Here is a 12,746-nt window from a genome sequence, read left to right as displayed (position 1 = left end):
GACACCACGGCCCCGAGCCTGCGCGCGGTCGCGATGGCCTGAAGACCGGCGACGCCTGCGCCCATGACGAAGACGCGGGCGGCCGGCACCGTCCCCGCCGCGGTCATCATCATCGGCATGGCGCGGTCGAACACGGCCGCCGCCTCGATGACGGCCTGGTATCCGGCAAGGTTTGCCTGCGAGGACAGCACGTCCATCGACTGCGCGCGGGTGATGCGCGGCATCAGCTCCATGGCGATGGCGGAAATCCCCTTTCCGGCCATGGCGGCAAGCGCCTCTTCATTGCCGTAAGGGTCCATCATGGCGACGACGATCACGCCGCTTTTATAGGCTTCGTATTCGTGAGGCTCCGGCCGGCGGACCCTGAAGATCACATCGGCGCTGGCGGCTGCATCGGAACCGGCGATTTCGGCGCCGGCTTCCCGGAAGGCATCGTCGTCGATGCCGGAAGCAAACCCAGCGCCGGATTCTATGACGATATCGAGGCCGAGCGCCTTCAGCTTCTTGACCGTGTCGGGCGAGGCCGCCACACGCGTCTCCGCGAAGGCCGTCTCTTTCGGCACAAATAGTGTCTTGCTCAAACTTGTCTCCCAAAGACAGATCGAAACGCGCAACAAGGGAGCGCAACACTGCGTCTGTCATGCCGCGTTTCTAGGAACGGATACGCCCGGACGGACGCTCAGCGGAGAATATAGATGCCGATGGCGCTGATGAGAATGAAAATGATCAAGCTGCCGATGAAACCGAACGGGCCAAGCAGGCCGGCCGCCATCGCCACCAGAAGCGCCACGAGGTGAACCGTGCCGTATTTGGTTCCGTTGAGGAACAGCTTGTAGGTGTTGGCATGCTCCGCATAATCCACTTCGTCAGCGGGTTGCGTCGCGCCCGTTTCAACATTCTGCATCAATCCCTCCTGTCAGCCCGGCGCTGCCGGCCTTTCGGCGACAGTCCTGTTCCGGACAATGTCCCATAATCCGCTTCCCGATTACCACATCCGACGCGCCCGGGGCAACAATCGCGCGACGCCAGCGACGGCACGGGGAACCGCCAGGCAAATATCATGTCCGCATCTCCGGCCGGGACGGACAAAAAATACAAAATGGCGGCGTTTTTCATCCCATATTGTACCAAAGGCATGTTGCGTGGCCTTGACAACTTCCATTAAGGAAGTCGGACGGTTTGGAGGCCCCAATGAAACCACTGATAACAATAAGCCGAACCATCGACAGGCTGAATGAATTCATCGGACATTCGGTGTCCTGGCTGCTCCTCGTGGCAGTCCTCGTCAGCGCCGGCAATGCGGTGAGCCGAAAGCTCTTCTCGCTTTCGTCCAACGCCATGCTGGAACTGCAATGGTATCTTTACGGCGCCGTCTTCATGCTGGCGGCCGCCTATGCGCTGTTGAAGAACGAGCACATCCGGATCGACATCCTGTCGTCTTCCTGGAGCAAGCGCACCCGCGACTGGATCGACCTCATCCTGCACACAATCTTCCTCGTGCCCTTTGCCGGGATGATGATCTATCTCGCCTGGCCGTGGTTCTGGCGCTCCTTCGAGAGCGGCGAGCATTCGACCAATGCCGGCGGGCTGATCCTCTGGCCCGCGAAGTCCTTTATCCTGATCGGCTTCATCCTGCTGCTGCTGCAGGCCTTTTCGGAGATCATCAAGCGCGCCGCGGTCATTTCCGGACATCTGAAGGAGAACGATCATCTCTATTCGGACGCCGGCAACGCCGCCCATATGATGACAGAGGACAGGCCGAATGACTGACCTGATCGCGCACAACCTCGCGCCCATCATGTTCATCTCCGTGATGGCGATGCTGCTTCTGGGCTATCCCGTCGCCTTCACGCTTGCCGCGGGCGGCCTAGCCTTTTTCGTGCTCGGGGTCGAATTCTCGTCGATCTCGCCCGAAATCACCCTGTTCTGGCCGCTGCTGCAATCCCATCCGGACCGTTTCTTCGGCGGCATCATGTCGAACGAGACGCTGCTGGCAGTGCCCTTCTTCACCTTCATGGGCATCATCCTCGAACGTTCGCGCATGGCCGAGGACCTGCTGGACACGATCGGCCAATTGTTCGGTCCCGTGCGCGGCGGCGTTGCCTATGCCGTCGTGCTCGTCGGCGCGCTGCTCGGGGCCACCACGGGCGTTGTCGCCGCATCGGTCATGGCCATGGGCCTGATCTCGCTGCCTGTCATGCTGCGCTACAGCTATGACCGATCGTTCGCCACCGGCACGATCGCCGCGTCGGGCACGCTGGCGCAGATCGTGCCTCCCTCGCTCGTCCTCATCGTCATGGCCGATCAGCTTGGCCGCTCGGTCGGCGACATGTATGTCGGCGCGCTCTATCCGTCGCTGCTGGTGATCGCCGCCTACTGTCTCTACGTGTTCGTGGTGACGATGATCCGCCCCAAGGCGGCCCCGGCGATGCCGGCCGCAGCCCGCACGCTGGGCAGCGGCGTGATTTCCCTGTTCGTCATGATCGCCGTCGCCGTCGCGCTCTATTTCCTTGGCTACCACATCCTGTTCACGGGCCTCGGCGATGCCTGGCGGCTGGTGGCGGCCATGGTCTTCGGCGTCGTCGTCGTCTATCTGGTGGCGCTTGCAAACGACCGGATGAAGCTCAACCTCCTGTCGCGGCTCAGCCAGCAGGTGATCATCGTGCTGGTACCGCCGCTGGCGCTGATCTTTCTCGTGCTCGGCACGATCTTCCTCGGCATCGCAACGCCGACGGAAGGGGGCGCCATGGGCGCCACCGGCGCGCTCATCCTGGCGCTCGCCAAGGGGCGGCTTGATCTGAAATCGCTCAAGAAGGCGCTCGACAGCACCACCAAGCTCTCCGCCTTCGTGATGATGATCCTGATGGGGGCACGCGTCTTCAGCCTCACCTTCTACGGCATCAACGGCAATGTCTGGATCGAGGAACTGCTGACCGGGCTTCCCGGCGGCGAATACGGCTTCCTGATCGTCGTCACCATCATCGTCTTCATTCTCGGCTGCTTCCTCGATTTCTTCGAAATCGCCTTCATCATGGTACCGCTTCTGGTGGCGCCGGCCGAGGCGCTGGGCATCGACCTGATCTGGTTCGGCATCATTCTGGGTCTCAACCTGCAGACCTCGTTCCTGACCCCGCCCTTCGGCTTTTCGCTGTTCTACCTGCGCTCGGTGACGCCGGCCGGGGAATGGACCGACAAGGGCACGGGCAGGATCATGCAGGGCGTACGCACGCTGCAGATCTACAAGGGCATCATCCCCTATATTGTCATCCAGTTCCTCGCCATCCTGGCGGTGATCTTCTTCCCGAAGCTCGTCACCCACTACAAGGACGAGGTCGTGACCGTCGATCCCGATTCGGTGACGATCGAGATGCCCTCCTTCGGCGGCAGCGTCGACGATCCGTTCAACCTCGACTTCGGCGGCGGTGACGGCGGCGCAAGCGATCCCTTCGCGCTTCCCGACTTCGGCGACAATCCGGATAACGGCGGCTCGGGCGGAGATAGCCTCAATCTCGACGACCCGCCGAGCCTGAACTTCAACTGAGGTATCGGCGCAGGCAAAGCAGCGAAAACCCCGGAAGCAGCCGCTTTCGGGGTTTTTCTTCCTGGCAAGGAATGTCTTCCCCGCAGGCGTCATCCTCGTGCTCGACACGAGCATGACGCCTGCGGGGAAGGCCGATGGAGGCAACAACCTGCGTCCCTTTGGCTTTGTCAGCAAAAAACCCGGAAGCGGTCGCTTCCGGGTTGTCCCTTATGCGCCAGGACCTGCCCGGATCAGGCGAGCGGCTTGATCTGGCCGGCGTTCTGCAGGGCCATCATGAACTGGTCATAACGGAACTCGCAGGTCTTCAGCCAGCCATAGGCGGCGTTCTTGTACTCGGTCTGGTCGTTGTAGATCTTCTTGAAGGTCGGGTTCTCCGCGCCGAGCTCGGCATAGACTTCCATGGCCGCGTTGTAGCAGGCCTGCATGATCTCCGTGCTGTAGCCCTTCATGACCGCGCCGTCACCGATCAGTTCGCGGATCGCGACCGGGTTCTTGACGTCGTATTTCGCCATCATGTTGGTGTTGGCGAAGGCGCAGGCGTCATCGAGCGCCGCCTGGTAGTGCTTCGGCAGCTCCTGGTATTTCGCCTTGTTGAAGAAGCCGTGGATGACCGGGCCGCCTTCCCACCAGCCGGGATAGTAGTAGTATTTGGCGACCTTGTAGAAGCCGAGCTTCTGGTCGTCATAGGGGCCGACGAACTCGGCGGCATCGATCGTGCCCTTTTCGAGAGCCGGATAGATATCGCCACCGGCGATCTGCTGCGGCACGACGCCGACCTTCTCCATGACCCGCCCGGCAAGACCGGCGATGCGCATCTTCAGGCCCTTCAGGTCATCGACGGTGTTCACTTCCTTGCGGAACCAGCCGCCCATCTGGGCCCCGGTATTGCCCGCCGGCAGGCCGTATACGCCGTAACCGTCATAGAACTCGTTCATCAGCGTGTTGCCATTGCCCTCGTAGAACCAGGCATTGGAGAGCCGTTGGTTCAGGCCGAAGGGAATGGCCGTGCCGATGGCAAAGGTCGGGTCCTTGCCCCAGAAATAATAGGAGCAGGTATGGGCCGCCTCGACCGTGCCGCTCTGCACCGCATCAAGCGCCTGCAGGCCGGGAACGATTTCACCGGCAGCATAGCACTGGATCTCGAAATTGCCGCCGGTGGCGGCCGAAACATGATTGGCGATGTCTTCTGCGCCGCCATAGATCGTGTCGAGCGACTTCGGAAAGGACGAGGTCAGACGCCAGGTCACTTTCGGGTTTTCCTGCGCGATCGCAGGCGCGGCAAGCGCGGTTGCCGCAGCGGCGCCAACGCCACCGGCGCCGACCTTTTTGATAAACGAACGACGGTCCATAGATACCTCCCAAAATGTGATGCGTCCGCACCCGTTCTCCTCCGGCGGACGTCATCGAAAGCAAAGCACTTTGGTTGATTTGTTTCAACTCTCGCCTGCAGGCGAAGGAGACTTTTCTGCCCCGAATTCCGGCTCGATACGACCAATGTCTAATGGTCCGCGATCACGGGCTATTATCGTCCGATCAGAATTTGCCATGGACGTGCGGCGCGGATTCGTTTGACAGACCTCCGACAAGGCGACATCACTTCGAAAAAACCGCCAGCGGAGCCACCATGCCGAAACCGATCGTCGCCGTTCCTGCCGATACCTGTTTTTTCCGGGAGACCACCTGGCATGCAGCGCAGCAGCAATATGTCGGCGCGGCGCTGGACGTTGCCGGCGCGATGAGCTTCATCATTCCCGCACTTGGCGAAGCGCAGGAGATCGACGCCATGCTCGACCGGGTCGACGGGGTGATGATCACCGGTTCGCGCTCCAATGTAGCGCCGGCGCTCTATGGCAGGACCGAGGAGGAGCGCGACGGCCCCTTCGACCCCGGCCGGGATGCCACGACGCTCCCGATGATCCGACGCGCGATCGAACGCGGCATGCCGCTTCTGTGCATCTGCCGCGGCATCCAGGAGCTCAATGTCGCCCTTGGCGGCACGCTGGTGAGCGAGGTGCACGAGCTTGAAGGGCGCATCGACCACCGCCAGCCGCCCGAAGGCGACCGCGACGCCCTCTTCGTCATCCGCCAGCCGGTGCATGTGAAGGAAGGCACCTGCCTTGCCGATATTCTCGGCCCCGGCGAGATCAAGGTCAATTCTCTGCACCGGCAGGCAATCGGCGACGTCGCGCCCGGGCTTGCGGTCGAGGCCATTGCGCCCGACGGCACGGTGGAGGCCGTCTCGGTCATCGGCGCGAGGAATTTCGCCGTCGGCGTCCAGTGGCATCCGGAATATTGGGCGAAGACAGACGAAACGTCGCGCAGGCTGTTTGCGGCTTTCGGCGATGCCGTTCGGGCCTATGCCACCGCCGCCGGCCGGACCTGACGCCCGGCCCGGACGGCGGCGATCGATGATGCGGAGCGCGGTCAGCGGCGCTTTGCCGTCATCCGCCGCCCGTCGCGCATGTTCATGCCCATCAGCGTGATGTTGATCGCGCCGAAGACGAGCTCGAGCGCCTGCACGACGTAGAAGGACGCGTCAAACGCGCCTGCCTGCGCCTTTGAGGCGAGGAACAGGGCGCACGGGATCAGCACCACAATGCCGTTGATGGCGATGATCGGCATGCGCCGGCGCTTTGCCGCCACAAGCGGTCCGCGCATTGGCCGCGCCAGGCGGAAGCCGGAAAACCCCGCGAGCGCCAGGAGCGGCACAAGCAACAAGAAGCCCCAGGGGATCGATGTCTTGACCAGCGTGACGAGCGCCGGCCCGGCAAGCGTTTCCGCAAGAACGGTCGAAAGCCAGAATGCGATGATGAGAGCCAGGGCCAGGCCTCCGGCGACGGGATGCAGGGTCTTCAGCATGTCAGTGCTCCATTCATTATATATAGCAAGCTATATATAATTGCATAGCTTGCTATGCAAGTGTTATCGAACATCATGACCTTTTCAAAAGACGATTCCGCCGGCTATCTCGCCAACCATATGGCGCGCCTTTTCGAGCGCGGGCTTGCGGCCCGCATCCGGCCGCTCGGGCTGACCACGGGCACCTTTCCCGCTCTTCTGGAACTTTGGGACCATGACGGGCTGACCCAGAAAGAACTGGTGGAGCGGCTGGATATCGAACAGGCGACGATGGCCAACACGCTTTCGCGCATGGAGCGTGACGGATTGATCAGGCGGGAAAGGGACCTTGAGGACGGCCGCGTTCAGCGCATAAGGCTGACGGAACGCGCCCGCGCCCTGCGCGCGCCGGCCGTCGCCGCAGCCACGGCCGAGAACGAAGACGCCCTCTCCGGCCTTTCGGCGGAAGAGGGCGCGCAATTTGTCGGCCTTATGCGGAAGGTCATCGAAACCAGAAGGCAGCGGTCCTGACGTCAGGCTTTCGGCGGAACCGGCGTCTCGGGCACGGGCGTGACCGGCCGCCCTTCGGCAAACCAGCCCTTCAGATTGTCGGCGACAAGTTGGCCCATTCCCTTTCTGGTCGGCACAGAAGCGGAAGCCACATGCGGCAGCAGGCTGACATTGTCGAACCCCCGAAGCGCCTCGGGCACATGCGGCTCATCATAAAAGACATCGAGGCCCGCGCCGCCGAGCGTGCCGGCCTCAAGGGCGGCGATCAGCGCGTCCTCGTCGACGCTCCAGCCGCGCCCGACATTGACCAGAATGCCATCGGGACCGAGCGCCGACAGGATTTCGGCATTGACCGCCTTGTGCGTCTCCGGCGTCTTCGGAACGATGCAGATCAGCGTATCGACGGCTTCCGCAAGCGAGGCCAGCGTCGGATGATAGGCATAGTCGACGCCCTTTTTCGGGCTGCGGGTGTGGTAGGAAATCTCGACCTTGAACGGCTCCAGCCGGCTTGCGATCTCGAGCCCGATCCGGCCGAGACCATAGAGCCCGACCTTGCGCCCCTTCACCGAAAAGGGCGAGAGCGGGAAATTGCCCTCGCTCTCCCAGCGGCCCTCGCGCAAGAACCGTTCTGCCGCATAGAGACGCCGGACGGCATTCAGAAGAAGCGCCACAGCGGTGTCGGCAACCTCGTCATTCAGGACATTCGGCGTATGGGTGACGACGATTCCGCGTTCCGCGGCATGGGTCGTGTCGATGCCGTCATAGCCCACGCCCGGGCAGGCGATGATCTCGAGATTGGGCAGCGCGTCCATCTGCTCGGCGGAAAAGCCGCCAAAGGCCACCACGGCCCTGATGTCGTCAACCTTCGCACCAAGCGCGCCGGGACCGGCCTCGGGCATGCTCACCAGTTCATAATCGTCCTTCAAAACGCTCTGGACAAAGGGGTTGAGGCTTTGTGAAAGCATGACGGTTGGTTTGGGCATGGATCCTCCCGGGAACGTTCTGGTTATGAAAGGGATATCAGAAGATGTAGCAGGGCCTCAAAGCGCAAGATAGCTCTCGGCGGTTTCGCGGTAGGGGCCCGTCGACTGGCGGATGCGCATTTCCGGCTTGATGAGATGCATGCCGTTCGGCGCGTTCGAGCCGGCAAGCCTGTCGAGCAGCGCCCGCGCCGCCAGCCTGCCGACCTCGGCCTGGCCATTCCAGACGGTGGTGAGCGACGGCGTCGAGATCGAGGCCTCTTCGAGATCGTCATAGCCGGTGACGGAAATATCGGCGCCCGGCGTCAGCCCCGCGCGCGAAATGCCGTTCATCAGGCCGATCGCCACCAGATCGTTCCAGCAGACCGCCGCCGTCGGTTTCTGCGGCAGCGACAGGAAATGCACCGCGGCCTCGAAACCGCCCTGCTTCGTGCGCGGGCCCGGAATGCGCAGGCCCGGATCGACCGGGATATTGGCCTTCTTCAGCGCATTGACATAGCCTGCATAGCGGTCGCGCCCGGTCGAGGTCTGGTCCGTGCCGCCGATCATGGCGATGCAGCGGTGGCCGAGCCCGATCAGGTGATTGGTGGCAAGCGCGATGCCGTAGCTGTCATCGCCGCGATAGGTCGGCAGGTCCAGCTCCTCCATGGTGCGGGCGACGAAAATGGCCGGCATGCCGTTGTCCTCGGCCAGTTGCACATCGGCCGGCGGCGTGCCGATGGCCGGCGACATGATCACGCCGTCGCCGCCGAGCTGCAGCAGCGTCTCGATGAAATTGCGCTGCTTTTCGACCGAGTCGTAATGGTTGGAGAGAATGAAGGTGTGCTGGTTGCGGTCGAGCTCGCTCTCGATGGCCTTGAGGATTTCACCGTAGAACGGGTTCATGATGTCATGAACGACGACGCCGATAATGCCCGAGCGCGATGTCCTGAGGCTGGCGGCCCGGCGATTGTAGATATAGCCGAGTGCACGCGCCTGTTCCTTGATGCGCTCGCGCGTGGCGGTGGCGACAAGCGGGCTGTCGCGGAGCGCCAGCGATACGGTGGCCGTCGATATCCCCAGAGATTCGGCGATTGTGGAAAGTTTGACTTTCTGGGCCACGGCTTTTCTCCCGGTGAATGAAGGCCTCGCGCTGCGTGTCTTGATTTAAAAATTTAATTCAAAAACCGCGAAGAATTCAACATAAAAGCAAAAATCGGTTTAATTTTCCCGGGAAACCGCCGTGGCACCTGACTTTTCGCAAGCAAGCCAGGCATTGCTCCGCCTTGCTGCCAGGCGCCATCACCCTTATATAGTCGGAAAATCCTTCAAAGGAACGATCATGACTGACACGCAAGCAGCTCCGCCCATTCCGGTGACCGTGCTGACGGGCTACCTGGGCTCGGGCAAGACCACCCTGCTCAACCGGATTCTCTCGGAAAATCATGGCAAGCAATACGCGGTCATCGTCAACGAATTCGGCGAGATCGGCATTGACAATGACCTGATCGTGGAATCCGACGAGGAGATCTACGAAATGAACAATGGCTGCGTGTGCTGCACGGTGCGCGGCGACCTGATCCGGGTCGTCGAGGGCCTGATGCGGCGCCCGCGTTTCGACGGCATCATCGTCGAGACCACAGGCCTTGCCGATCCGGTTCCCGTCGCCCAGACCTTCTTCATGGACGACGACGTCCGGGCCAAGACGGCGCTCGATGCCGTCATCACCCTGGTCGACGCCAAGCACCTGCCGCTGCGCCTGAAGGACAGCCGCGAGGCCGAGGACCAGATCGCATTCGCCGATATCGTGCTCCTGAACAAGACCGACCTGGTCAGCGCGGAGGAACTGGCCGATGTCGAAGGCCTGGTGCGCGCCATCAATCCGGCCGCCAGGATCTTCAGGACGGAGCGGTCGGGGATCGAACTCGAACGCATCCTCAACCAGAACGCGTTCGATCTGAAGCATGTTCTGGAGGACGACCCGCACTTCCTCGACCACGATCATGACGACCATGTCTGCGGTCCCGATTGCGACCACGACCATCATCACCACGATCATGATCACGAGCACCACCACCACGGGCTGTCCGACCATCACGACGTGACGGTGCAGTCGGTGTCATTGCGCGGTGGCGAGCTCGACCCGAACCGGTTCTTCCCATGGATCCAGTCCGTCACCCAGAACCAGGGGCCGAACATCCTCCGCCTGAAGGGCATTCTCGCCTTCAACAAGGACGACGATCGCTATGTGGTCCAGGGCGTGCACATGATCATCGAAGGCGATCACCAGCGCCCCTGGAAGGATGGCGAAGCGCGCGAAAGCCGGCTCGTCTTCATCGGACGCGACCTTGACCGCGAAAAGCTCGAGAAGAGCTTCCGGGCCTGCGAGGTCCGCAGCTGATGCCGAGCGTTGCGCCCGTCGACATCGACGACCACGTCATCGCCGCCGCCTTTCTCGGCGGAATTCCGTTTTTTGCCACGGCCGGAGGCCGGATCCACCGGCTCGACGACGGCGAGAAGGTGACGGAGGCCCATGACGGCCTCCTCACCTGCGTGCGCGATCCCTTCAGCCAGACGCTGATCACCGGCGGCGAGGATGGCCGCGTGCTCCGCCTTGCAAAAGACGGCTCCTTCGAGGAACTGGCAAGCGTTCCGCGCAAGTGGATTTCCGTCGTCGCCGGCGGCCCGCACGGGGCCGTCGCCTATGCCGTGGGCAAGGAGACGCGGGTGATTGCCAGCGGCGCGTCGCATCTCTTTCCCGAGGAGCGCAGCGTCGAGGCGGTCACGTTCGCTCCCAAGGGCCTCAGGATCGCGGCCGCACGTTATAACGGCGCCTCGCTGCACTGGGTTGCAGGCTCCGCCCCGCCGGTCGATCTGGAATGGAAGGGCGCCCATGTCGGCATCACCTTCTCGCCCGACGGGCGCTTTCTGGTCACCGCCATGCAGGAAAATGCGCTGCATGGATGGAAGCTGGACGGGAAGCTGTCGGCGGAAGCGCGCCACATGCGCATGAGCGGCTATCCGGCCAAGGTGAAATCCTGGTCCTGGTCGCCGAAAGGCAAGTGGCTTGCAACCTCCGGCGCGCCGGCCGCCATTGTCTGGCCGTTTTCCGGAAAGGACGGGCCGATGGGCAAGGCGCCGCTCGAACTCGGCACCCGCGCCAATATCCTGGTCACCCAGGTTGCCTTTCATCCTTCGGAAGAAATGCTCGCCATCGGCTTCATCGACGGCATGATCATGGCCGTGCGCCTTTCCGACCAGAAGGAAGCGCTCCTGCGCCGCCAGGGCAAGGGGGCAATCACGTCGCTCTCCTGGGACGAAGCGGGCGAGCGCCTGGCCTTTGCCTCAGAAGCCGGGGATTGCGGTATCGTCACGATTTCGGCATAATCGCGCGTCCATGCGGACGTTTAATGATCGCTGCGGAGGACGAGGCCATTCACGTCCGGCGGACACCCTGAGGCAGCGGCCGGCCGTCCGGATGGGCCTTCAGCACGCCTGGCAGTCCGGAACCGGCCAGCACGGGCGCCCCGATCCATGAATAACAACGATATTGCTGCGCAGCTTTTCCCTTAACTTTGTCATCCGCAGTCCGGCACCCTGACACCGCGTTACGCGCTGTTCATTTCCGCTCTGTGCCGCCGCTTCCCTGCCAAACAGCTCCTCGGCGCGTGGGCACGTCCGAAAGGATAGCCAGAAAACGCGAAAAGCCGCAGCGAAAATGCTGCGGCTCACGCGAACTCATGAACAATTCAGGGCGGGATCAGCCCGGGAAGACCGTCTCGTTCAGATGCGTCAACTCGTTCATCATCTGCTCGATGGCGCTCTTGTGCTCGCGATGGCTTGCATCGTCGAGTTCCTTGCGGAGCGCCTTGATGCGATGCTCGATGGCATCCGACGCCTCGCCGATCGGCACGGCCGTTTCGGCCAGAAGCGTGCAGGCATTGCCCTGGATATCGGCGAAGCCGTGGAAGACCAGGAACTGGAATTCCTTGCCGTCGTGATTCTTGAACTTCACCATGCCGGGACGAACCGTCGTCATGGTCGGCGCGTGATCCGGCATCACCGTCATCTCGCCCTCCGCGGCGGGAATGACGACGGCATCCGTTTCGGCGGAGGCCAGCAGCTTTTCAGGGGTCACCAGCTCGAAAATCATCGTGTCAGCCATGACGTTCCAATCTCTTGTCTTGCAAAATCACCGATAACCGATGGGCGGCGCTTACGCCGCCCGCCTGAAAGATCAGGCCGCCTCGGCGAGTTTCTTGGCCTTGGCGACAGCGTCGTCGATCGTGCCGACCATGTAGAAGGCGGCTTCCGGCAGGTGGTCGTACTCGCCCTCGACCAGACCCTTGAACGAACGGATCGTGTCTTCCAGCGACACCAGGATGCCCGGCGCGCCGGTAAAGACTTCAGCAACGTGGAAGGGCTGCGACAGGAAGCGCTCGATCTTGCGGGCGCGGGCGACGGTAAGCTTGTCCTCTTCGGAAAGCTCGTCCATGCCGAGGATGGCGATGATATCCTGAAGCGACTTGTAGCGCTGCAGCGTCGACTGGACCGCACGGGCAACCTGGTAGTGCTCCTCGCCGACGATCATCGGGTCGAGCATGCGCGAGGTCGAATCGAGCGGGTCAACGGCCGGATAGATGCCCTTTTCCGCAATCGAGCGCGACAGCGTGGTCGTCGCGTCCAGATGCGCGAAGGAGGTGGCAGGCGCCGGGTCGGTCAGGTCATCGGCCGGAACGTAGATGGCCTGAACAGAGGTGATCGAACCCTTGGTCGTGGTGGTAATCCGCTCCTGCAGGGCGCCCATGTCGGTCGCCAGCGTCGGCTGATAGCCCACGGCCGAAGGAATACGACCGAGAAGGGCCGAAATTTCAGAACCGGCCTGGGTGAAGCGGAAG

Annotated in this window: 14 protein-coding genes; 6 read left to right on the top strand and 8 right to left on the bottom strand. The window is 62.4% G+C overall.

The features are described from left to right. A partial coding sequence (locus tag AC5DC2_RS10195; RefSeq protein WP_491698396.1) for a Rossmann-fold NAD(P)-binding domain-containing protein occupies nt 1-581 on the bottom strand: 581 nt, incomplete at its 3' end. A 98-nt stretch (nt 582-679) separates the two neighbouring features. Continuing rightward, a complete protein-coding gene (locus AC5DC2_RS10190; RefSeq protein WP_024706601.1) occupies nt 680-904 on the bottom strand; it encodes an aa3-type cytochrome c oxidase subunit IV in 225 nt (74 codons plus the stop codon). A gap of 287 nt (nt 905-1,191) precedes the next feature. On the opposite strand from AC5DC2_RS10190, the gene AC5DC2_RS10185 reads away from it, so the two are divergent. Next, nucleotides 1,192-1,770, top strand: a complete 579-nt coding sequence (locus tag AC5DC2_RS10185; RefSeq protein WP_200337123.1) for a TRAP transporter small permease subunit — start codon at nt 1,192-1,194, stop codon at nt 1,768-1,770. Next, nucleotides 1,763-3,541: a TRAP transporter large permease gene (locus tag AC5DC2_RS10180; RefSeq protein WP_491698395.1), complete on the top strand. Its 1,779-nt coding sequence runs from the start codon at nt 1,763-1,765 to the stop codon at nt 3,539-3,541. Before AC5DC2_RS10185 ends, AC5DC2_RS10180 begins: the two co-directional genes overlap by 8 nt. 230 nt (nt 3,542-3,771) lie before the next feature. On the opposite strand, the gene AC5DC2_RS10175 is transcribed toward AC5DC2_RS10180, so the two are convergent. Further along, nucleotides 3,772-4,890: a TRAP transporter substrate-binding protein gene (locus AC5DC2_RS10175; RefSeq protein WP_024706598.1), complete on the bottom strand. Its 1,119-nt coding sequence runs from the start codon at nt 4,888-4,890 to the stop codon at nt 3,772-3,774. 275 nt (nt 4,891-5,165) lie between these two features. On the opposite strand from AC5DC2_RS10175, the gene AC5DC2_RS10170 reads away from it, so the two are divergent. Next, the gene (locus AC5DC2_RS10170; protein ID WP_491698394.1) at nt 5,166-5,924 is read left to right on the top strand and encodes a gamma-glutamyl-gamma-aminobutyrate hydrolase family protein; all 759 of its coding nucleotides are present in this window, start codon (nt 5,166-5,168) and stop codon (nt 5,922-5,924) included. A gap of 41 nt (nt 5,925-5,965) precedes the next feature. Here the strand turns inward: AC5DC2_RS10170 and AC5DC2_RS10165 are convergent, their stop codons facing one another. Further along, nucleotides 5,966-6,400: a hypothetical protein gene (locus AC5DC2_RS10165; protein WP_491698393.1), complete on the bottom strand. Its 435-nt coding sequence runs from the start codon at nt 6,398-6,400 to the stop codon at nt 5,966-5,968. A gap of 75 nt (nt 6,401-6,475) precedes the next feature. Between AC5DC2_RS10165 and AC5DC2_RS10160 the strand changes: the two genes are divergently transcribed. After that, the gene (locus tag AC5DC2_RS10160; protein ID WP_024706595.1) at nt 6,476-6,910 is read left to right on the top strand and encodes a MarR family winged helix-turn-helix transcriptional regulator; all 435 of its coding nucleotides are present in this window, start codon (nt 6,476-6,478) and stop codon (nt 6,908-6,910) included. A gap of 2 nt (nt 6,911-6,912) precedes the next feature. Here the strand turns inward: AC5DC2_RS10160 and AC5DC2_RS10155 are convergent, their stop codons facing one another. Then, on the bottom strand, nt 6,913-7,872 hold the full coding sequence (locus AC5DC2_RS10155) for a 2-hydroxyacid dehydrogenase (RefSeq protein ID WP_024706594.1): 960 nt from the start codon (nt 7,870-7,872) through the stop codon (nt 6,913-6,915). A gap of 57 nt (nt 7,873-7,929) precedes the next feature. Then, complete coding sequence (locus AC5DC2_RS10150; RefSeq protein ID WP_024706593.1) at nt 7,930-8,970, bottom strand: LacI family DNA-binding transcriptional regulator; 1,041 nt, start codon at nt 8,968-8,970, stop codon at nt 7,930-7,932. Nucleotides 8,971-9,190: 220 nt separating this feature from the next. On the opposite strand from AC5DC2_RS10150, the gene AC5DC2_RS10145 reads away from it, so the two are divergent. Further along, a complete protein-coding gene (locus tag AC5DC2_RS10145; RefSeq protein WP_491698392.1) occupies nt 9,191-10,249 on the top strand; it encodes a CobW family GTP-binding protein in 1,059 nt (352 codons plus the stop codon). After that, nucleotides 10,249-11,235: a WD40 repeat domain-containing protein gene (locus AC5DC2_RS10140; RefSeq protein ID WP_491698391.1), complete on the top strand. Its 987-nt coding sequence runs from the start codon at nt 10,249-10,251 to the stop codon at nt 11,233-11,235. Before AC5DC2_RS10145 ends, AC5DC2_RS10140 begins: the two co-directional genes overlap by 1 nt. A 373-nt stretch (nt 11,236-11,608) precedes the next feature. Here the strand turns inward: AC5DC2_RS10140 and AC5DC2_RS10135 are convergent, their stop codons facing one another. Together AC5DC2_RS10135 and AC5DC2_RS10130 are read right to left on the bottom strand one after the other, a co-directional pair. After that, nucleotides 11,609-12,013 carry a F0F1 ATP synthase subunit epsilon gene (locus AC5DC2_RS10135; RefSeq protein WP_024706590.1) on the bottom strand — a complete coding sequence of 135 codons (405 nt, stop codon included), beginning with the start codon at nt 12,011-12,013 and terminating at the stop codon, nt 11,609-11,611. Between the two features lie 72 nt (nt 12,014-12,085). Next, nucleotides 12,086-12,746: ATP synthase beta subunit C-terminal domain-containing protein (locus tag AC5DC2_RS10130; protein WP_491698390.1), on the bottom strand; the 661-nt coding region annotated here is incomplete at its 5' end.

This window comes from Martelella sp. (genome assembly GCF_984369615.1).
Note: the sequence above shows the minus strand (reverse complement) of the source record. Positions and strands in the feature narration are given on the sequence as shown.